The sequence below is a fragment of the Raskinella chloraquaticus (SeqCode) genome, assembly GCF_021731865.1.
GTDB lineage: Bacteria > Pseudomonadota > Alphaproteobacteria > Rhizobiales > UBA4765 > Raskinella > Raskinella chloraquaticus.
In genome coordinates, this window is record NZ_JAKFWN010000043.1 from 14,733 (window position 1) to 35,709 (window position 20,977).

Here is a 20,977-nt window from a genome sequence, read left to right on the forward strand (position 1 = left end):
CCGTCTACTCGCTTCTGTGTGTAATGCCGCGCGCGCGGGGCCCGCGAAAATAAGCCTGAACCCACGGATGATCGAATTTCAGCATGTCTTCGAGCGTTCCTGTGGTCAAAATGTGTTTGTCGCCAACCACCGCGATGCGGTCGCAGATCGTTGCAAGGCTGTCGAGGTCGTGGGTTACCATGAAAACGGTAAGGCCCAAAGTCCGTTGCAGGCTGCGGATGAGATCATCGAACTCGCCCGCCGATATCGGATCGAGCCCTGAGGTTGGTTCATCAAGGAAGACGATCTCGGGGTCAAGCGCCAGCGCGCGCGCCAGTGCCGCGCGCTTGATCATGCCGCCCGACAATTCAGCCGGATATTTGTCAGCAGCGTCAGGGCGCAGACCAACCAGCGAAATCTTCAGCCTGGCGATATCGTCCAGCAATTCTTCGTCAAGATTGAGATATTCACGCAGCGGCAACTGCACATTCTGCTTGACGGTGAGTGATGAAAACAACGCTCCCTGCTGGAACAGGATGCCCCAGCGTCGCTCAACGGATATGCGTTGGGCGCTATCGGCCCGACGCATGTCGATGCCGTTGACCTCGATCAGCCCCGTGCGCACCGGCGCCAGGCCGACGATCGCCCGCAACGTCACCGACTTGCCGGTGCCGGACGCACCGACGACACCAAGAACTTCACCGCGATAGACATCAAGATCGAGGTTTTCAAGAATGACCCGCTGACCATAGGCGACCGTCAGATGACGCACCTTGATGATGACCTGCGGTGATTCGGCTGACTGAGTGGCGATGGGAGCGTGAACTGTCATATGTCGAGCGCCGCAAAGACAATCGCAAACAGCCCGTCAACCACGATCACCATGAAAATCGCTTTCACCACCGAGGCGGTCGTATGCTTGCCCAGCGATTCGGACGAGCCTTCGACACGCAAGCCTTCGATGCAGGCAATGACACCGATGATGACAGCCATGAACGGCGCCTTGACGACGCCGATGAAGAGGTGGCGCGGCTTCAGCACGGTGCGCAGCTGCTCGATAAAAGCGGAAGGCTCGATGCCGACGTAAAGCCAGGAGGTGATGAGCGCGCCAAGAAGTGCGGCAAGATCGCTGATAACCGTCACCAGAGGAAGAGCAATAACGAAGGCGGCCAGTCTGGGGATGGCGAGAATTTCGATCGGATTGAGGCCGATGACACGCATCGCGTCGATCTCCTCGCGCATCTTCATCGCGCCAAGCTCTGCGGTTGTGGCAGAACCCGATCGGCCAGCGAACATGATGGCGGCCAGCAGAAGGCCCAGCTCGCGCATCACCAGGATCGCCACCAGATTAACGGCAAAAACCTCGCCACCATATGCCTTGAGCTGAAAGGCTCCCTGCTGAGCAACGATGCCGCCGACCAGAAAGGACATGAGAAAGACAATCGGTATCGCATTGAGGCCGGTACGCTCGAGATGCGTTGCAATCGCTGCCGGACGGATACGCGAGGGATGGCGGGCAATATGCAACAGCGCGATCACCACTTCGCCGAAAAATTCGAGAATGCCGCGCGCATCCCGACCTGCTGCCCTGACCCCCGCTCCTATATCGGCAAGCGTCCCGATGAGTTGGTTACGCGGTAAGGGCGGGCGCGACTTCTGGGTCTTGCGATTGAGAACCGTGTCGATAAGGGCACGCCGGTCAGGGTCGTTGCCTTCAAGAATGGTGGGAATGCCGGCCGCCTCGAACGCCTCGCTTGTTCTAACCAACAGCCAGGCCCCGGTCGTATCGATGCGCCGCACACCGTCAAACCTGATATCGACCGAGCGCAAGCGCCGCCCGTCCGGCTTCAACTTCTTCAGTGCGTAATCGATTTCCTCCGCGCGATCGACCGTCCAGTCTCCTCGCGCCACGAGGATACCGTGCTGACCTTCATCGACGAATTTAACAAATGCCATCGTCGCGCCTGACCGAGGAAGGAGATAAAACCTGAGTGGCTGATCTTAATCCTTCATTAACCAGCGCTGGCCGCGAATGTCGAGGCATAACCCGGCTCATGCGGCTGAGCCCGTATCCCTGGCCGGGTCAGCGCGTGAGGTAAGCGTCAAGACCACGGCAATCGCTGCAATGAATGCCATCGCCAATTGCGCCCGGCCGCCGAAACAGGCGTAAAGCGGGCCGGCGGCGAGCATGGTCACGCCGTTGGCTGCCCCCAGAAGGCTCGCATAGAGCCCTTGCGCCCGGGCGGCGAGAAACCCTGAAAACAGACGGCCGATCAGCCAGATCGTCGCAATATGCGTGCAGGCAAACGAGCAGGCGTGAAGAATCTGCATCGACACCAGAATCGGCCAGGGCGGATCGAATGCCATCACCGACCAGCGCAGACAGGCCGCCGCACCCGCCATCATCAGGAGGGATTTTGCCTCGAAGCGGGCAATGATGCGTCGCGACCACAGGAACATCAGAATTTCGGCAATAATCGCCACCATCCACAGCGCGCCGATGGCGGTTTCTGAATAACCAAGGTGCTTCCAGTGAACACTGCCCTGCACGTAAAAGACGGCATGGCTGGCCTGCAGCAGCGCTGCTGCCAGAAAGAGCGGGCGTACCGTTCTTGTGCGCTCAAGCAGCGTTGGCAAGGCTCGCGGTTCATCGCCAGCCGGTCGGGCGGCCGCATCGCCCGGAAGAAAAGCCGCCGTGATGGCAACCGATACAAGAACGGCGAACAGGATCGGAATAACGACCCATACCTCAAACGCCTCGATTGCCGCTCCGCCGGTGATCGTCAAAACAACAAAGGCAACCGATCCCCAAAGCCGGGCCCGCCCATAGTCAGCCCGCCCCGCGCGCATCTCGCCCATCGCCAGCGCATCCAGCAATGGCAGCGCCGGCATCCAGGCAAGGCTGGACAATATTGAAAAAATCGCAAGAAGCGCCATGGATGACTGAAACGGTAATGCGGCTGTCAGAACGCTGGCGGTCAACGCATAGATGATAATCGCCCGCGCCACCGAGCCTGCCCGCAAGCCCCAATCGATGAGAAAGGACAGCAGGAACACCCGGATAAACATCGGAACGGCAAGGATAATTGCCCGGTCGGAGGCCTCAAGCCCCTGCGCGGCAAGCCATAACGGGAAAAACGGCAAATGAACGCCGATGCCCGCGAACAAGGCCATGTAAACCAGAGCAAGGCGTAAATTGATGGTATTAACTTGCATTTGCTCAATCGCTCGAGGAATTTTTGTGCTGTGATATTATTTGGTTAAAGGTGAGTCGCGGCAAATTCAGCGATTGGCGGTATGTCGAACGATATATTGAGTGAGCAGGATTACGAAGCGATCGAAGCAGCCGTTATGGAAACGGAGCGTGGTCGTTGGTTCCTGCGTGAATATGCAGCGCGCAACCGTGTCGCCAGCACCTCGGAAATTCTTGACGTTCTGAGCCGCATCGAAAGCCGGCTGGCGGCCGCGCCCGCAACGAGACCGGAAGCGCAGACACCTGCGCCCGCAGCACTTATCTCTGCGCCCCCGCAACCTGCGGTCGACATCAGCGTAATCTCCGGTCTCATCGCTGCCGCGCGCGGTGAGATGGCGGCCCTGCGCGAAGAGGCACATCATAACGGCCGAACATTGCGCGAGGGCCGGGATTTTGATGCCATCAGCGCTGCCAGCGACAACGCCATCAACTCAGTGCTCAATGCCGCCGAGCGCATTCAGGAGCTGTCGTGGATTTTGCGGGAGCGCGGCATGGAAGCGGCATCCTGCGATGAACTCGACCAGCGGGCGAGCGAGATTTATCTGGCCTGCAGCTTCCAGGATATGGCGTCGCGCCGCCTTGAAGCGCTTGTGGAAACTCTGGTCCAGATCGATACTCATGTCGCCAGCAGCACCGGCCTCATCCAATCCGCGCCAGGTAACGAGGCTGCGCATCCGGTTGTGTCGCCAACCCTCGCCGACACAACGGAATGGGAGATCGAGGCAGTCGCCCTGCACGCGCCGCGACCACAGAGTTCAATGGCTGCGGCAGTTGATGTGATGGCGGCGCCATCACACCCGGTGACGCAGATGAATGTGCCATCGACGACGCCTCCTGTTGCGAGCCCGGTTATGAACGAACCGCGCCCGCGACGCTCCTCACCCCATCAGGCGGGCAATCTGGCATTGTCGCATGATGACGACGTGCTGGAAATGACAGCTCCTGCGATGCAGAGCGGCATCAATTATGACGAATTGTCATTCAGCGAAAAAATCGCACTCTTTAGCTAGGGTCTGACCCTGACATCGCCACGCGTCACGATCTTGCTTTTCGTCGCAGACGCAAGGGCAGAAAACGCCGCCGCCGTTTGACGGTGTTGGCTTCGCGCACATTATCCAGAAATTGTTTGGTCGCCTGCTGCCAGCTGTGAGCAAGCGCAGCGTTGCGGCACGCCTCGCGCGGCAGTGCGAGCGCCTCCAGACAGGCCGCGCGCAGGTCTTCGGAGAGCGATCCGGTGACGCCGTGCTGAACCACATCCGCCGGGCCGGTGACCGGATAGGCAGCAACCGTTAGGCCACTCGCCATCGCTTCCAGCAGGACGATGCCGAACGTGTCGGTACGGCTGGGAAACACAAACACATCGGAACCGGCATAGGCCTCCGCCAGTTCCTCATTTTCCAGCTTGCCGAGAAAGACCACGTCAGGAAATCTGACACGAAGCTCATTCAGGATCGGCCCCTCGCCGACAACCAGCTTGGTGCCGGGCAGATCGAGGGAGAGAAACGCGGGGAGGTTTTTTTCGACCGACACCCGCCCGACATAAAGGAATACCGGGTGTTTGACGTTTGGCAGCTCCTCCGCGCGCGGCTTGAACAGTTGCGTGTCAACCCCCCGCCCCCAGCGCATGATGTTCACAAACCCGCGGCGGGCGAGATCTGCTTCGAGACTTTGGGTTGCCACCATCACCCCGGCACCGGAATTATGGAAGCGCCTGAGCCACGTGTAGGTCCAGCGCTGCGGCACCGGCAGGCGGGCGGACACATATTCGGGGAATTTGGTATGGTAGCTGGTGGTGAAGGCGCGTCCGTTTTTCAAACACCAATTGCGGGTGGCATTGCCAATCGGCCCCTCGGTGGCGATATGAATATAATCAGGATCAATTGCCTGAATGTGGCGGCCAATCGTCGAGGGGCGCAACAGGGGGGCGATCGCCAGCCTGATTTCGGAATAGCCGGGCATTGGCAGCGTACGAAAGGCTAGCGGCGACAGGACTTCCACCTGGGCGCCGAGCCCGGGCGCCTCGCGCACCAACGCCTCCAGAGATCGCACCACACCATTGACCTGCGGATGCCAGGCATCGGTTGCCACCAGAACCCGCATCACGCTGCAACAGGTGTCCCTTGTGGTTCCGTTGCCAGCGCCGCAGCCCGCACATCAGCAGCATAGCGGATGATCTCGAGCCGCCCGTCGAAATGTTCGACCACCGCCGTACAGCTCTCAACCCAGTCACCGCAATTGATATAGGTGATGTTGCCCATCATTTTTTCGCCCGCGTGATGGATATGCCCGCAGATGATGCCATCCGCGCCAACCCGTTTGGCCTCACTCGTCAGCGCCTGTTCGAATTCACCGATGAAATTCACGGCGTTTTTTACTTTCATCTTGGCCCACGATGACAGCGACCAGTAGGTCAGCCCCAGCTTGCGCCGCCCCCAGTTGAGATAGGTGTTAATGCCCAGCGCCAGTACATATGCCCAGTCGCCAAGCAGCGCCAGCCATTTGGCATGGCGCACAACAACATCGAACTCATCGCCATGCATCACCAGAAAGCGCTTGCCATCGACCGTTTCGTGGATGGCGTTCTGGACGATATCGACAGCCCCGAAGGTCATGCCCACATAGTCACGCAGGAATTCGTCGTGATTGCCGGGAATGTAGATCAGGCGCGCACCCTTGCGGCCTTTGCGCAGCAATTTCTGGATGACGTCATTATGCGTCTGTGGCCAGTACCAGCCGCGGCGCAGGCGCCAGCCATCAACGACATCGCCGACCAGATAAATGGTATCGGCGTCATAGATTTTGAGAAAATCCAGCAACAACCCTGCCTGACATCCTTTGGTTCCCAAATGGAAATCGGACAGGAAAAGGGTGCGGTAATGGCGTTGGTTTTCGGCGTCAGACAATGCGCTTTCCCCGTCATGATCCTGGACAGATAGAGTTGTGTCCGAGTCGCCTCTCAGAATTATGACATACATGGCGAAAATACGGTACCCACGCATGATGCAAAAGCGACCGGGCGACCTTTCGCAACGATCATACGACCGAACAATGGGCTGGTTCGCGGTTTTGATTTCTTATAATGCCTCCGTGATCTAGGATCGCCCCACCGGCCTTGCCGCACGATGCGTGAGGACGAAACATGTTCAAGGGAAGCAGCAGATGGATTTGGGAATTGCCGGTCGGACCGCTCTTGTTTGTGCCTCATCCAAAGGGTTGGGGAAAGGATGTGCCAAGGCGCTTGCCGAAGCCGGGTGCCGGGTCATCATCAACGGGCGCACGATGGCGAGCCTCGAGGCAACGGCTGACGAATTGCGCCACAGCGGCGCTGATATCATTGCCATCGCCGCAGATGTTGGCACGCCGGAAGGCCGCCAGGCCCTTCTTGCCGCCGCCGGCCCGGTCGACATTCTCGTCAACAATAATGGCGGCCCGCCCTTCCGCAATTTCAGGGAGGTCGACCGCGACGCCATGATTGCCGGCGTGGACGCCAACATGATCACCCCGATTGAACTCATCAAGGCGGTGATCGACGGCATGTGCGAGCGCGGGTTCGGGCGTATCGTCAACATAACGTCGAGTTCGGTCAAAGCCCCCATCGCCGGGCTCGATCTTTCATCGGGAGCGCGCGCCGGCTTGACCGCTTTCCTGGCTGGCGTCGCACGGACGGTCGCCATGCACAATGTGACGATCAACCAGATCATGCCCGGCGCTTTCGATACCGATCGGCTGAAGTCGAATTTCGAGCGTGCGGCGCAATCCTCGGGCGCGCCAGTGGATACAGTGACCGCTTCGCGCCGCAAGGCAATTCCCGCCCAACGCTTCGGCACTGCCGATGAATTTGGCGCGCTCTGTGCCTTTCTGTGCTCGACACAGGCCGCCTACATCACCGGCCAGTCAATCCTCATTGATGGCGGCGCTGTCGTGACCACGCTTTGATCGTTGTTTCTGTCCAACCAATAAAAAAGGGGCCAAAAAGGCCCCTTTTTCCGTTTTTGATCTGCTTGCCCGACGCGCTTACTTGGTGACCAGCGGCGCTTCGATGACCGCCGGCGGCGGATCAAAACGATAGGTCAGGCCAGCGCTGACGAGATGGGCCGTCACATCGGTGCGCGTCGTATAATCGAGGGCGAAGGCACCGAGGTTCGGAATGGCGCTTCTGATCGTGCCGTTGATTGGCGCACGCTGGAAAAGCTCGGCCGTGTAGGCTGCCGACAACGTGATCTGCGGCGACCAGCGATACTGCAGACCACCGCTCAGGATCAGGCGGTCGGAATCAGGTACCGACAGCGTCCGCACGGCATCGCTGACGGGCGAGAAATCATAACCGACACCAGCGCGCACCGTCCATTTCGGGTCGAGCTTGTATTCGGCTCCAAGCGCAACATACCAGCCATCGTTGAAGTTCAACGCCAATTGCGACCCGGTCGGCGATCCGCCAACAATCAACGTCTTCACGCGGCGCCAGTTCTGCCATTCACCCGTCAACGAGACCGCCAGCTTGTCATTGATGGTCTGACGGATACTTGCCGTCACCAGTTCAGGCGTTGACTGGTCGATGGTGATCGGGAACCTGCCCGGCGAGCCAGGAAGTCCCGGGACAGCGGCGCTGAAGGTCTGGCGGCCATCGGCTGAATGGTCGATCGACGAGCGGTAACCGATTCCAAGTTGCGTCCCCTTGATCGGCTCATAGGTCACGCCAGCGGTGAAGCCGATGCCGACATCCTAGGCTGTCACCTGACCTGTGCCAAGCTGCGGCGCCAAGGTGCTGACCCGCTGCTCAAACGTCAGGTTGATCCACTGAACCTGGAAGCCGAAGCCAACACTCCACTGATCATTGAGCTTGACACCAAGGACAGGCTGCACATTCACCGTGGTGATGCGGGCGCGGGTACGGTCCGCCGCAAAAACCGCATTTCCGTTATAATTGACGCCAAGACCGAAGGGCGCCGTAACCGACAGGCCGAAATACCATTGCTTGTTGAGCTGCACGTTGAAATAGCTGCCGGCGGTCAGGACGGATGTCGCGAAATTGCCCGTTTGCTGCGGCGCGGCTCCGGCAACACCGTTGACAGCACCTAAGATGCCTGCGCCGGCCAGGCCAGGCACTGCGGTTGTGGCGTTGAATGTCGTGCGGCTCAGGCTGGCATCAGGAAACACGCCGGCGCCACCTGTTTCAGCATTAAGCCCGTCAAGCGAGGTCACAACGGCCGGGTTGACGCCGATGCCGCCGATGCCAAGACCAGCAGCAGCGCTACCTGCCCAGGCCTGGGCGGTTGCGTCCGTTGAACCGAGCCGGCTGGCAAAGCCACCGGCCTGCGCGCTGCCGGCCATCAATGCCAGACCGGCGACGCCCGACGCCAGCGCTACTGCCAGTCGCTTGTGATGAAATGTCAAGAAATGAGCCAAGATGTACCCTCCCACGCCGTCAATTCAGGCCGATTGCGTTGTGGCACCCTAGCTCCGCCTAAATGCGATGCAAGGGGAAGCCGTTACCAAGGTCGCTGCCGTCGTGCGCGGGCAAGACATCTGCAAATTCATTTTTTCTTGTCATTTCGCAGCCAAACACCGTCACAATACCGACATGAAAAAATTTTGTGCACGAATTTGCCGGTTTTATAATCATTTTTATCAAATTGTGTCTTCGGTATGACGCGCCCGGGACCACCTTCGGGCGGTCACCAAACAAACGTTTTTGAGACCTATGTTGCAGCAAAACAACAGCGGCGGACGCATGCCGGCATTTCGTTGGGCCCTATCGCTTGCCTTATTGTGACGCGAGTCGCACACTCCGTTTCTCATCGTCGCCTCGTTCGCGGGGCAAACTCAGAAAAAGACGGAAAATTTACATGAAACTCGTCCGTTATGGCGCGCCAGGCGCTGAAAAACCCGGCATCATCGATCAATCTGGTCAGATTCGTGACATTTCTCACCTTGTCGATGACATTGCGGGCGACGCCTTGTTGCCGGAAAAAATCGCCGCACTGAAAAAAATCGAAACATCAAGATTACCCGTTGTGCCTGCCGGCACCCGCATCGGTCCCTGCGTTGGAAAACTCGGCCATTTTATCGCTATCGGCCTCAACTACGTTGATCATGCGCATGAAACAGGCGCGCCTATTCCGGCCGAGCCAATCATTTTCGACAAAGCGCCCAATTCGGTCAGCGGGCCCCATGACGACATCGTCCTGCCGAGAGGCTCGATGAAAGGCGATTGGGAGGTCGAGCTTGCCATCATCATCGGCAAGGGCGGGCTTTATATTGATGAGGCAAAGGCACTCGATCACGTTGCGGGTTTTGCGCTGTGTAACGACGTCTCCGAGCGTGAACTGCAGATCGGCGGCACCGGCCAGTGGACCAAGGGCAAAAGCTTCCCTTCCTTCGGCCCGCTCGGACCATGGCTGGTTACCTCTGACGAGATCGGCGATGTGCAGAACCTCGACATGTGGTGCGACGTGAATGGCGAGCGCATGCAAACGGGCAATACGCGCACCATGATCTTTCCGGTCGCTCATCTCGTCGCCTATACGTCGCGCTTCATGCGCCTTGACCCGGGCGACGTCATCACCACCGGAACGCCACCGGGCGTTGGCATGGGCAAGAAACCCCCGCGCTTTCTCAAGGCAGGCGACCGGGTGAAGCTGCATATCCAGGGTCTTGGCACCCAGGAACAGCTGGTCCGCGACTACAAGGGCTGAGCGACGGACTAGCCGTTGCGGGCCCGCAGAAAGGCCTGCAACGAGGCGCGCGACCAGGCAAGGGCCGGCTGGCGAACCGCGTGATAGGCCTCAAGCACAAGGCGGGCAGCCTGATCCCGGCTGGCAAGCGACTCGATTGCCTCGTCGGCTGCTGCCCGCAAGGCCAGCAAGACGGCGTCCGGCAGCGCTGTCGGCTGCACACCATATTGGCGGACCATGACCTCAAGGGTGCGCGCATTCCACCATTCGGCTTCGGCCAGACCGACGTGACTTTCCGCCTCGCACGCCGCTTCGACAACAGCTTTCAAATCGCCATTCAGAGCCTGCCATACATCAAGCGCGATCAACGCCTCGCTGGAACCGTTCGGCTTGGTGACGCCCGGCCACAGATAATAGTGCGCCGCCTGATGGAAGCCTTGGGCCAGATCAGCCCATGGCCCGAGAAACTCAGCGGCATCAATGACGCCGGAGCGCAGATTGGCGACGATTTCCGAGGGTGCCGTCAGAACCGGTAGCGCCCCCAGCCGCCGGAACATCTCGCCGCCAAGTCCCGGCACCCGGATTTTGAGACCCTTGAAATCGTCCACGCCATTAATCGGCCGGTTGAACCAACCGCCAAGCGACGGGCCGGTGTTACCACCGGTAAACGGCTTGACGTTGTAGGGGCGATAAAGCCCGTCCCACAGCCCCTGCCCTCCGCCGTGAAGAAGGAACGCGCTGTGCTCGACCGGGGTCAATCCGAAGGGCAGGCTGGTAAAAATAGGTGCTGCGGCAATCTTCCCCGCCCAGAAGAAGGAGGCGCTGTGACCCATCTGGGCGGTCCCATTGCCGACCGCGTCAAACACCCCGAGCGCGGGCACGATATCGCCAGCGGCAAACACCTTGACCTCGATCGCCCCGCCGCTGAGCTTTGTGATCCGCTCGGCCAGCCGGCGCGCGCTCGTCCCTGGCCCCGGCTGATCACGCCCCCACGACGTCACCATGCGCCATTGCTGGCGACCTTGCGCCAGCGCCGGCGCCGCAAGGCCAAGCGACAGCGCGGCTGACATGGCGAAACGGCGTGTCAGTGAGCGCGACATGTTATCCACCCCACAATTCATGGAAATGATGGACCGGGCCGGCGCCCTGCCCCACTTCGAGCTCGCCAGCGCGTGCTATCGCGCCACTGAGCCAGGTCTTCGCCTGCCCGACCGCCTCCTCAAGCGTCAGGCCGCGCGCCAGCAGGGCAGCGATGGCCGATGATAATGAACAACCCGTGCCATGCGTATTGCGGACAGCAAGCCTTGGCGCGCTGAAGCGCGTGACACCGGTCTCACTCACCAGGATATCAATTGCCATGTCGCCACTGCCATGTCCGCCCTTGACCAGTACGGCCCGCGCACCACGCGCGAGAATGATGCGTCCCTGCGCGGCCATCTCGCCTTCGTCACGCGCCATGACGCCACCGGCCAGCCGTGCCGCCTCCGGCAGATTGGGCGTCACCAACAGCGCGCGGGGAAAAAGGTTGGCAATCAGGGCATCCACCGCTCCATCATCAATGAGCGCCGCGCCCGATTGGGCAACCATCACAGGGTCAAGCACGATGAATGGGCACTCGCGCGCCATCAGCCCGTCAGCGACAGCACTGATCGTCTCACGATTGCCGAGCATGCCGATTTTGATCGCCTTGACGGCGAGATCGTCAAAAACCGCGTCCATCTGCGCACGGATGATGGCGGGCGGCACGGCATGAATGGCCGTCACGCCCTGCGTGTTCTGGGCGGTAAGCGCGGTGATCACGCTCGCCCCATAGACACGCTGGGCAGCAAAGCTCTTCAAATCCGCCTGAATGCCCGCCCCGCCGCTTGAATCCGAGCCGGCAATCGTCAGCGCAATGGGAATCGTCATCGCCGGTTTGCCCGCGCTTTGGTGATTTCGGCAGAAAGGCGCGCTGCCGCCATGGCGGGCTCGCCATCTGCAAAAATTGCCGAAATAACGGCAATACCATCAGCGCCCGCGGCGATCACCGACCCACAATTATCAACCGTGATACCGGCAATCGCGCATATCGGCAGATCAGCGCGACGCGATCTGAGCACATCGACCAGACGACGAAACCCGTCCAGTCCCAACGGCGCCGTCTCATTGACCTTGCTGGCGGTCGCAAATACGCCGCCAAGTCCGACATAGTCGATCACCTCGAGCGGCGCGGCACGCGCCTCCGCTTCGCTGCGCACCGTCAGGCCAATAATAGCGTTGGCGCCCAGAATGCGCCGCGCGGCGTCCGCCGGCAGATCATCCTGCCCGACATGGACCCCGTCAGCCCCGCAGGCCATCGCGATGTCAACCCGGTCATTGATGATCAGCGGCACGCCTGTCCCCGCAAGCGCTGCTTTCGCGGTCATTGCCAGATGAAGAAAAGCGTTCGTGGACATGGATTTACAGCGCAATTGCAGCAGGCGGACGCCGCCGGCAGCCGCCGCGCGCAGCGCGTGCGCCATCTCGATGCCCGGCGTCACATCAGGGTCAAAAATGGCGTAAAGCGACAGATCAAGAGATGTCATGACAATCTCGCCCTCTCGCTCAGTATCGCGTCATCCATCGCATGCAGCGCATCGATGAGATGGACCGAGAAACTACCCGGACCTTGTGCTTTTTGTGCCGCGATCTCTCCGGCAACGCCCATCACGATGTGCCCGGCAATGGCTGCGAGGATCGGTTCGCGCGTGACTGACACAAAGGCCGACATCAAGGCCGCTTCGGCGCAGCCGATCGCCGTCACCTTTTGCAGGAAGGGATGTCCGTTGCCGCAGATGACGGGCGTCCTCCCGTCGCTGACGCAATCCGAAGCTCCGCTCACGGCAATCGTTACGCCGCCTGCAAGCGCACGCGCCTGAATGACGTCCGCCTGCGCCGGCTCGTCAAACAACGCACCATATTCGCTGCCATTGAGCCGGATGATGCGCGGCGATTTTGCAAGCAGCTCTTGGGCAAATCGGCCACGATCCGCCGAGCGATCAATAAAGACCGGGTCAAGGACCCAGGGCTTGCCAGTTTCACGCGCTGTGTCGACCGCAATACCCACCGCCTCGCGCCGCTCACGGTCGAAAGTCCCGAGATTGACCAGAAGCGCATCGGCGCTCGCGACAAAGGCACCAATCTCTTCCGGCGACACCGTCATCGAGGGAACAGCGCCGATGGCAAGCAAGACGTTGGCCGTGAACTGGGCCGCAACGATATTTGTCAGACAATGGACACGCGGCTGTCGCCGTCGCAAATGACGAAGCGCTTCACCCAAATCGGCTACTGACGGACGCAACGCGCTCAAGATCTCGATTTCCTCCGCCGGCATGACCCGGTTCAGGTTCGACGGGTTGGACGTCACCTCTCAGCCTGATCATTCAGGCACCCCGACGAGATGACGGGGAATGTAAGCGTATGGCGGGTTTTTGGCAAGGCGCTGGCGCCTCAGCGCGGCATGCGGGCGGCGGCCTCGTATTTTGCTTTAAGCCCCAGCTGACGCTCGCGGAAGATGACGAACATGCCCGACAGAATGACGACAAGACCGCCAATGATGGTCTGCGTGCCCGGCACATCGCCAAACACAAACCAGCCCAGCATCGTCGCCCAGGCAATCGACGTATATTCGAAGGGCGCGATGAGGGACGCATCGGCATATTTGAAGCTGGTCGTAAGGAGAAGCTGGCCAACGCCGCCGCTGACCCCGATGGCCAGCAGCAGGGCTGCTTCGCCAGGCGTTGGCATCACCCAGCCGAAGAGCGCGCTCGCCAGACCAATCGCCGCGCCACCCAGCGAAAAATAGAAGGCGATGGTTGGCGGTTCTTCCGTTGACGTCAAAGCCCGCACCGTCACCATGGCGAAGGCTGAACAGACCGCCGCGACAAGGCACAAGAGGGCGCCGATGGCCGCCGCACTCGGAGACGTTGTCAACGCTTCGCCCAGATGCGGCCACAGGATGATCAGCACGCCCACCATCCCGATACCAACCGCTGTCCAGCGATAAATGCGCACGCGCTCATGCAGGATCGTTGCGGCAAAAATCACTCCGAAAATCGGCATCGCATAGCCGATCGCCGTCGCATCGGGCAGCGGAATATAGGACAGACCGGCAAAGCCGAGCGCCATAGAGCTGATACCGATACAGACGCGCAACACATGGGCGAAGGGCCGTCTGGTCGCCAGCGCAGCGCGCACCGGGCCACGCATGGCAATGTAAACCAGGATCGGAATGACGGCAAAGAGCGAGCGTGCAAAGACGATTTCACCCGTCGGCAGGCGGGCCGCCACCAGCTTCACCATCATCGCCATGACGACAAAAACAAAGGTGGCGGCGATCTTGAAGACAATGCCGTAAAGTTCGCTCAAGGTCGCCTGCCTTCCCGTTGCTGTGGATCATCACAACAGGGCACATCTTTCACCGTCGCTTGCCGTGACAACCCCATCTAGATGAGGCCGCGCGCTGAAAGATTGCGTATCAGTGCCGCCGTTCCAAAGCGCCACGGTGGCGCGTCATCGGTGGGGCGGACACGATTGACGAGACTGCCAAGCTTGCTGCTGCGAATGGTGACGATATCGTTGGTCTTGTGTGTGAACCCCTCGCCCCGATGGTCGCGATCCTCGATCGGCGCAAACATCGTACCGCAGAAAAGCACGAAACCGTCCGGATACTGATGATGAGGGCCAATCGTCTGTGACACCAGATCAAGCGGATCGCGCGCAATCGCCGTCATGGTCGAGGAGCCGGTGAGGCGAAAGCCGTCCTCGCCCTCGACCACCAGTTCGACATGGGCGCGGCGAATATCTTGAAGCGAAAAACTATGGTCGATCAATCGAACGAAGGGGCCGATGGCCGTTGAGGCATTATTATCCTTCGAGCGCCCGAGAAGCAGCGCCGAGCGACCCTCGACATCACGCAGATTGACATCATTGCCCAGGCTTGCGCCGACCAACACTCCGCGCGAATTGACGATCAGAACCACTTCAGGTTCCGGATTGTTCCAGCTTGAGCCCGGGTGGATGCCGATATCAGCTCCCGTGCCCACCGCGCTCATCGGTTGCGCCTTGGTGAAGATTTCCGCGTCTGGGCCGATACCGACTTCGAGATATTGTGACCAGGCGCCGCGCGCCATCAGTGTTTTTTTAAGCGCTGCTGCCTCGGGCGAGCCGGGTTTGAGGCCGGAAAGATCACGCCCCACACTGGCCAGAATGTCCGCCCTTATGGCATCCGCGCGCGCCGGTTCACCCCGCGCCTGCTCCTCGATCACCCGCTCCAGCAGGGACAGAATAAACGTGACGCCTGCCGCCTTGATCGCCTGAAGGTCGATGGGCGCAAGGAACGACAGACCGGCACCCCCTTGCGCGCCGCCCGCCAGAATGTCGTCCAGAGAGCCAAGCCGCTCACCCTTCACCTGACGTGCCGCCGCAGCAGGATCGTTTTCTTCACACAACACACTCACCAGCGGAAACGAGCGTGAGATGTCGTAGACCCCGTCATCATCAATGCGCACCACCGACGGACCGTCCTGATCAGCCCGCCAGACACGACCGATCAACGTCCCTGTCGTGCCATCGGCCGGCAAGGTGGTTTGCGCCGAATGATGTAATCTTGTCACAAATCCTCCATCCGGCGCCCCGATTGCCGCTGCCCATAATGATCCTTGTCCGCCACCGCAATCAACCTGAATTGCGTTGCGGGCTTGGTCTTCGCCTCATGGCCGATTATAGAGCCTTGCCGCGAGGCGGGAGACGGCCGGTATGGACTGGACAAAAAGCGGAACGATATTGGTCACCGGCGCCAGTGGCTTTGTCGGCGCAGCGGTGTTGCGTGCTCTTGCCGCAAAGGGCGCGCGGCTGCGGGTTTTGGTGCGCGCGGGCAGTCCGCGCGATAATCTCGCCGGCCTGCCGGCTGAGGTAATGACCGGCGATCTGCGCGATTCGGCCGCCGTTGGCGCAGCCATGGAGGGCGTTGACGGCCTCTTCCATGTGGCCGCCGATTACCGGTTATGGGCACCTGACCCCGAAGATATCGTTCGCAACAACGAGGCGATGACACGCACCGTCATGGAGGCAGCGCTTGCCGCTAACATCAGCCGCATCGTCTATACCAGCTCGGTCGCCACCCTGAAGCCCGGCGACGATGCACAGCCGGGTCATGAAAAGGGCAGACTGACAGCCTCAACCGCCATCGGCGCCTACAAGCGCTCCAAGGTGATTGCCGAGCGCCTGGTCGACGATCTCGTCGCCAATCGCGGCCTGCCCGCCATCATCGTCCATCCTTCAACGCCGATCGGCCCCGGCGACATCAAGCCGACACCAACCGGGCGTGTGATCGTCGAGGCAGCGAACGGGCGCATGCCCGCCTATGTCGATACCGGCCTCAACCTCGTCCATGTCGATGATTGCGCTGACGGCCATCTGCTGGCCTTCGCGAAGGGCCGGGTTGGCGAGCGCTATATTCTGGGCGGCAGCGATGTTAGCCTTGGCACCATGTTGCACGACATTGCCGAATTAACCGGGGGCCGGCCGCCCTTCGGGCGCGTTCCCCGCCGCGCCATCATTCCCTTTGCCTATATCGGCGAAGCGATTGCCCGCCTTACCGGCAAGGAGCCGTTCGCAACCGTCGACGCGCTGCGCATGGCGGCCTATCGGATGTATTTTTCGTCCAGCAAGGCTGAACGCGACCTGGGCTACGGCGCCCGCCCCTACCGTCAGGCGCTGGCCGACGCGATCGGCTATTTCCGCGCGCGCGGTGTCGTCAGATGACGGTTGTGACGGATCTCGCCTGGCTGATGCTCGCGGTGTGGATGTTCCTGCTGCTCTGTCGCGGCCATTTCTGGCGGGCCGGCGTCCGGGATGATGATATCCTGCCACCGCCACCGGGCGGCTGGCCGGCGGTGATCGCGGTGATCCCGGCACGCGATGAAGCCGATATGATCGGCGCCACCCTCGCCTCGCTCTTTGTGCAGGATTACAAAGGTTCCCTGCAAATCATTGTGGTGGATGACCAAAGCAGCGATGGCACGAGCGATATCGCCCGCCGGGCAGCGGCCGGTGCTGGCGCCACGGACCGTCTGCTTGTGCTGCCTGGCGCGCCGCTCCCCGAAGGCTGGACTGGTAAGCTCTGGGCGGTCAATCAGGGAATTGAGAAAGCCTCGCGAAGTGATTCTCCGCCCACATTTATCTGGCTGAGCGACGCCGACATCACCTACGCTCCCGATACCCTGTCAAGCCTGGTGGCGCGGGCAGAAGCCGGCAATCTGGTTTTAACGTCGCTGATGGCCCGCCTGCGCTGCGACAGCCTGGCTGAGCGCTGGCTGATCCCGGCCTTCATCTTCTTCTTTCAGATGCTCTACCCCTTCGCCTGGGTGAATGACCCGCGGTCCCGCATGGCCGGCGCGGCCGGTGGCTGCATGCTGGTCAGGCGCGGGGCGCTCGACAAGGCCGGCGGCATTGCCAGCATCAGGTCAGCGCTCATCGATGATTGCGCCCTGGGAGCGCGCCTCAAACAGCAAGGAGCGATCTGGCTTGGCCTGACCAACCGCGCGCTCAGCGCCAGACCCTATCCCCGTTTCGCCGATATCGCCCGCATGGTGTCACGCTCGGCCTATGCGCAGCTTCATTATTCGCCATGGCTGCTTGCCGGTACGGTAATCGGTCTTGCCTTCGTGTATCTCGGCCCGCCGCTCCTTGCCTGCGTTGCCCATGACGACGCAGCATTTCCCGCCCTGCTCGCCTGGGCGCTGATGAGTTCCATGTTCGTTCCGATCCTGCGCTTTTACCGCCTGTCGCCGCTCAGGGCGCCCGCCCTGCCGCTGATCGCCCTTGCCTATCTGGTGTTTACCCTTCATTCCGCCTATCAGCACGCTGCCGGCAGGGGCGGCATGTGGAAAGGCCGGGCGCAGGCCCTGCCGCGGGAGGGTGCGTGAATTCAGCCAGTGACATGCGTTCGGGCAAAGGCAGCAGCGACGAGAATTTTCCCGTCGCATCCTGGCTTGTAGCCCCGCGCCATCGCCGGCTGATCCTCACCTTCTACGATTTTGCCCGTGCAGCCGACGATGTCGGCGACCATCCAACGCTCGATGCAGCGACCAAGCTTGCCATGCTGGGCCAGATGGAGCGCACCCTTCAGGGGCAGGACGATACCGAGCCGGCGGCCCTGCCACTGCGCCTCGCCCTGGCTGAGCGCGGATTGTCGCCCCGCCACGGCCTTGACCTTCTGGTCGCCTTCAAGCGCGATTGTACCAAGAACCGTTATGATGATTGGGCTGAGCTGATGGATTATTGCCGCTATTCGGCAAACCCGGTCGGGCGCTTCGTTCTCGACGTGCACGGCGAGAGCGAGGAGCTGTGGCCGGTCAATGACGCGCTCTGCTCGGCCTTGCAGATCATCAACCATCTGCAGGATTGCGCCGAGGATTACCGCGAAATCGATCGCGTTTACGTCCCGCGCGATGCCTTGGCGGCTGAAGGGCTGGACGTCAGCGCGCTTGCCGCCGCCCAGGCAACGCCGGCATTGCGCCATTGCCTGTCGCAACTGGCACTCAGGACAGATCACCTGCTCGATGTGAGTGAGGCTTTTGCCGGACGTATCCGCGATAGCCGCCTTGCCTGCGAGGTGGCGGTCATCCAGCGGCTGGCACGGCGTCTCGTGGGCCTATTGCGCGATCGCGATCCCCTGAGCGAACGTGTCCATCTCTCAAAGTCGCAAATGGCCGCAACCGCGCTTGGCGGTGTTCTCGACATCACCGTCCAGCGTCTCTTTCGACCAGATCGATCTCTTGCCGGGCGCATCACGTCATGAACACCCAAGCCCCCGTTGCGTCAGCTATCGCCCGCTCAAGCTCGTTTTATGCCGGCATGCGTGTCCTGCCACCAGCCCAGCGGGCGGCCATGTATGCGATCTATGCGTTCTGTCGTGCCGTCGATGACGTTGCCGACGAAGGCGGCGAGAGGGCGGAGCGGCAGGCAGAACTCGCCCGCTGGCGTGCCGATGTCGATGCCATGTATCAGGGAAAGGTTGCGCCAAGGCTGGCCGACCTTGCCAGCCATATTGTCACCTACCACCTGCAGCGCGCCGACATGCAGGCGATTATCGATGGCATGGAAATGGATGCGGTTGCCGACATCAGAGCCCCGGACTGGGCAACGCTCGACCTTTATTGCGACCGTGTGGCAAGCGCGGTTGGTCGCCTCTCGGTCAGGGTGTTTGGCATGGCAGAAGCGCCTGGTATCGCGCTCTCGCACCATCTCGGGCGGGCGCTACAGCTGACCAACATCTTGCGCGATATTGATGAGGATGCGGCAATTGATCGCCTGTATCTCCCGCGTGAAGCGCTTCTTGCCGCTGGTATCTTGAGTGACGATCCCAAATCTGCCACCGCAGACAGGGACCTTGACGCGGCCTGCGCTCCCGTAATCGCGCGCGCGCGCGCCCATTTCGCCGAGGCGGCCGCTATCATCGCATCAGCGCCACGACAGGCCACCCGCGCCCCGCGCCTGATGGGCGCCTATTACGGGGCCGTGCTTGACGCACTTGAAAAACGCGGCTTTGCACCCCCGCGCCTGCGCCCCCGCTTGCGCAAGCGCGATAAGCTGTTGATTCTCCTCCAGCACGGATGGCGATGATGCGTGCCAGAACCCTTCACATCATCGGCGCCGGCCTGGCGGGGCTCACAACCGCTGCCGGCGTTGCCCGCAAGGGCGAGGATGTGGTCATCCACGAAGCATCGGCCCATGCCGGCGGGCGGTGCCGCTCCTATTTCGAGCCTGCACTCGACATGATGATCGACAATGGCAATCATCTCGTTCTTTCGGGCAACCGCGCCACCATGCATCTGCTGGACCTCGTCGGCTCGCGCGGCGAACTGGCGGGTCCTGACGAAGCGTCTTTTTCCTTCGTTGATCTCGACAGCGGTGAACATTGGACGCTGAAGCCCAATATCGGCCCTGTGCCATGGTGGGTGCTTGTCAAGGCGCGACGCGTCCCCGGCTCCTCGCCCTTCGACTATCTGGTCGGCGCCCGCCTTGCGGGCCGCAAGCATGGCACGACAGTCGGCGATGTGATCAGCGAAGACCACCCGCTTTATCATCGCATGTGGGAACCCTTGCTGGTCTCGGCGCTTAACACCGACCCGCAGGAGGCCTGCACCCAGATGGCGTGGGCGGTGATGCGCGAGACATTGGCACGCGGCGGGCAGGCATGCCGCCCGCTGATTGCCCATCATGGTTTGTCGCGTGCCTTCATTGAACCCGTCATCGACTTTGTCGAGGGTCGCGGCGTCGAACTCAAATTCAATCACCGTTTGAAGGCAATGTCCTTTACCGGCGAGCGAGTGAGTGAGCTTGATTTTGGTGACGAGAAAATCTCGCTGGATGAGCGCGACGCCGTCGTTCTTGCCGTGCCACCCTGGGTGGCGCAGGATCTTGTGCCGGACATCACCACGCCGACCGCCTTTCGCTCCATCATCAACGGCCATTTCAAGACAGCGCCCGCCCAGGATCAGCCGCCGATCCTTGGTGTCGTCAACGGCGCCGTGCAATGGGTTTTTGCCTTCGAACAGCACGTATCGATCACCATCAGTGCCGCCGAGCCATTCCTTGATAGGCCGCGTCAGGAACTGGCAGAGTTGCTATGGGCGGATGTGAAAGCAGCGACCGGGCTTCGCGGTGACCTGCCAGCCTGGCAGATCATCAAGGAAAAGCGCGCGACCTTCGCCTGCACACCCGGCGAAGTGGCCAAACGCCCACCCCAGACAACGAGATGGAAGAACCTCGTCCTGGCCGGCGATTATGTCGATACCAGCCTGCCGGCAACCATTGAGGGTGCGGTGCGCTCAGGCTTTGCTGCCGCCCGCCTGGTTCGTGGCAAGACGATCAATTTTTGACCGTGTGACGACACGTTCAAGCCTTCATGCGGGCCGCAAAAGCGGCTAGCCAAAGCGCGGCTGCTGTGGCAAAAGGCGGTCGAATGAAAAACATGAACTCCACTTCGCTTTTTGCGCGCAACTGCACTTGCGCCGGCTTGGCAAGGCAAGTGCTGGAGATGAGAAAT

At 61.0% G+C, this 20,977-nt stretch carries 19 protein-coding genes, 1 pseudogene and 1 riboswitch; of the genes and pseudogenes, 8 read left to right on the top strand and 12 right to left on the bottom strand.

Annotated elements, in window-relative coordinates:
* Positions 1-4: 4 nt before the first annotated feature.
* From ACINK1_RS13910 to ACINK1_RS13920, 3 genes are all read right to left on the bottom strand, one after another.
* A complete protein-coding gene (locus ACINK1_RS13910) occupies positions 5-811 on the bottom strand; it encodes an ABC transporter ATP-binding protein (RefSeq protein ID WP_376801087.1) in 807 nt (268 codons plus the stop codon).
* Positions 808-1,935, bottom strand: coding sequence for an ABC transporter permease (locus ACINK1_RS13915; protein WP_376801086.1), 1,128 nt, complete (start codon positions 1,933-1,935; stop codon positions 808-810). Before ACINK1_RS13915 ends, ACINK1_RS13910 begins: the two co-directional genes overlap by 4 nt.
* Positions 1,936-2,031: 96 nt before the next feature.
* Positions 2,032-3,195 (bottom strand): MFS transporter, encoded by a 1,164-nt coding sequence (locus ACINK1_RS13920; protein ID WP_376801085.1) that lies wholly within the window; start codon positions 3,193-3,195, stop codon positions 2,032-2,034.
* 81 nt (positions 3,196-3,276) lie between these two features.
* Here ACINK1_RS13920 and ACINK1_RS13925 point away from each other — a divergent pair, with 81 nt between their 5' ends.
* On the top strand, positions 3,277-4,242 hold the full coding sequence (locus ACINK1_RS13925) for a hypothetical protein (RefSeq protein ID WP_376801084.1): 966 nt from the start codon (positions 3,277-3,279) through the stop codon (positions 4,240-4,242).
* Positions 4,243-4,267: 25 nt separating this feature from the next.
* On the opposite strand, the gene ACINK1_RS13930 is transcribed toward ACINK1_RS13925, so the two are convergent.
* Together ACINK1_RS13930 and ACINK1_RS13935 are read right to left on the bottom strand one after the other, a co-directional pair.
* Positions 4,268-5,332 (bottom strand): glycosyltransferase family 1 protein, encoded by a 1,065-nt coding sequence (locus ACINK1_RS13930; protein WP_376801083.1) that lies wholly within the window; start codon positions 5,330-5,332, stop codon positions 4,268-4,270.
* Positions 5,332-6,135 carry a UDP-2,3-diacylglucosamine diphosphatase gene (locus ACINK1_RS13935; RefSeq protein WP_376801082.1) on the bottom strand — a complete coding sequence of 268 codons (804 nt, stop codon included), beginning with the start codon at positions 6,133-6,135 and terminating at the stop codon, positions 5,332-5,334. Before ACINK1_RS13935 ends, ACINK1_RS13930 begins: the two co-directional genes overlap by 1 nt.
* A gap of 256 nt (positions 6,136-6,391) precedes the next feature.
* On the opposite strand from ACINK1_RS13935, the gene ACINK1_RS13940 reads away from it, so the two are divergent.
* Entirely contained in the window at positions 6,392-7,168 is a 777-nt protein-coding gene (locus ACINK1_RS13940; RefSeq protein WP_376801081.1) for an SDR family oxidoreductase, read from the top strand.
* 78 nt (positions 7,169-7,246) lie between these two features.
* Here ACINK1_RS13940 and ACINK1_RS13945 read toward each other — a convergent pair.
* Positions 7,247-8,563 (bottom strand): annotated as a pseudogene (locus ACINK1_RS13945) (OmpP1/FadL family transporter).
* A gap of 515 nt (positions 8,564-9,078) precedes the next feature.
* Between ACINK1_RS13945 and ACINK1_RS13950 the strand changes: the two are divergent.
* Complete coding sequence (locus tag ACINK1_RS13950; RefSeq protein WP_376801079.1) at positions 9,079-9,927, top strand: fumarylacetoacetate hydrolase family protein; 849 nt, start codon at positions 9,079-9,081, stop codon at positions 9,925-9,927.
* 8 nt (positions 9,928-9,935) lie between these two features.
* Here the strand turns inward: ACINK1_RS13950 and ACINK1_RS13955 are convergent, their stop codons facing one another.
* From ACINK1_RS13955 to ACINK1_RS13980, 6 genes are all read right to left on the bottom strand, one after another.
* The gene (locus ACINK1_RS13955) at positions 9,936-11,006 is read right to left on the bottom strand and encodes a TRAP transporter substrate-binding protein (RefSeq protein ID WP_376803380.1); all 1,071 of its coding nucleotides are present in this window, start codon (positions 11,004-11,006) and stop codon (positions 9,936-9,938) included.
* 1 nt (position 11,007) lies between these two features.
* Positions 11,008-11,814: a bifunctional hydroxymethylpyrimidine kinase/phosphomethylpyrimidine kinase gene (thiD, locus tag ACINK1_RS13960; RefSeq protein WP_376801289.1), complete on the bottom strand. Its 807-nt coding sequence runs from the start codon at positions 11,812-11,814 to the stop codon at positions 11,008-11,010.
* Complete coding sequence (gene thiE, locus ACINK1_RS13965; RefSeq protein ID WP_376801291.1) at positions 11,811-12,470, bottom strand: thiamine phosphate synthase; 660 nt, start codon at positions 12,468-12,470, stop codon at positions 11,811-11,813. The genes thiD and thiE overlap by 4 nt, the downstream gene beginning before the upstream one ends.
* Entirely contained in the window at positions 12,467-13,234 is a 768-nt protein-coding gene (gene thiM, locus ACINK1_RS13970; RefSeq protein ID WP_395760160.1) for a hydroxyethylthiazole kinase, read from the bottom strand. The genes thiE and thiM overlap by 4 nt, the downstream gene beginning before the upstream one ends.
* A riboswitch (TPP riboswitch) is annotated at positions 13,226-13,329 on the bottom strand. It overlaps the preceding gene by 9 nt.
* A gap of 45 nt (positions 13,330-13,374) precedes the next feature.
* The gene (locus ACINK1_RS13975; RefSeq protein WP_376801294.1) at positions 13,375-14,292 is read right to left on the bottom strand and encodes a DMT family transporter; all 918 of its coding nucleotides are present in this window, start codon (positions 14,290-14,292) and stop codon (positions 13,375-13,377) included.
* Between the two features lie 77 nt (positions 14,293-14,369).
* On the bottom strand, positions 14,370-15,539 hold the full coding sequence (locus ACINK1_RS13980; protein ID WP_376801295.1) for a fumarylacetoacetate hydrolase family protein: 1,170 nt from the start codon (positions 15,537-15,539) through the stop codon (positions 14,370-14,372).
* Positions 15,540-15,681: 142 nt separating this feature from the next.
* Between ACINK1_RS13980 and hpnA the strand changes: the two genes are divergently transcribed.
* The 5 genes from hpnA to hpnE are packed head-to-tail and all read left to right on the top strand — an operon-like array spanning position 15,682 to position 20,810.
* Positions 15,682-16,689, top strand: a complete 1,008-nt coding sequence (hpnA, locus tag ACINK1_RS13985; RefSeq protein WP_376801297.1) for a hopanoid-associated sugar epimerase — start codon at positions 15,682-15,684, stop codon at positions 16,687-16,689.
* On the top strand, positions 16,686-17,852 hold the full coding sequence (locus ACINK1_RS13990) for a glycosyltransferase (protein WP_376801299.1): 1,167 nt from the start codon (positions 16,686-16,688) through the stop codon (positions 17,850-17,852). The genes hpnA and ACINK1_RS13990 overlap by 4 nt, the downstream gene beginning before the upstream one ends.
* Positions 17,849-18,727: a squalene synthase HpnC gene (gene hpnC / locus ACINK1_RS13995; protein WP_376801300.1), complete on the top strand. Its 879-nt coding sequence runs from the start codon at positions 17,849-17,851 to the stop codon at positions 18,725-18,727. The genes ACINK1_RS13990 and hpnC overlap by 4 nt, the downstream gene beginning before the upstream one ends.
* Positions 18,724-19,551 carry a presqualene diphosphate synthase HpnD gene (hpnD, locus tag ACINK1_RS14000; protein WP_376801302.1) on the top strand — a complete coding sequence of 276 codons (828 nt, stop codon included), beginning with the start codon at positions 18,724-18,726 and terminating at the stop codon, positions 19,549-19,551. Before hpnC ends, hpnD begins: the two co-directional genes overlap by 4 nt.
* Positions 19,548-20,810 carry a hydroxysqualene dehydroxylase HpnE gene (hpnE, locus tag ACINK1_RS14005; RefSeq protein ID WP_376803378.1) on the top strand — a complete coding sequence of 421 codons (1,263 nt, stop codon included), beginning with the start codon at positions 19,548-19,550 and terminating at the stop codon, positions 20,808-20,810. Before hpnD ends, hpnE begins: the two co-directional genes overlap by 4 nt.
* The last annotated feature ends 167 nt before the right edge of the window (positions 20,811-20,977 follow it).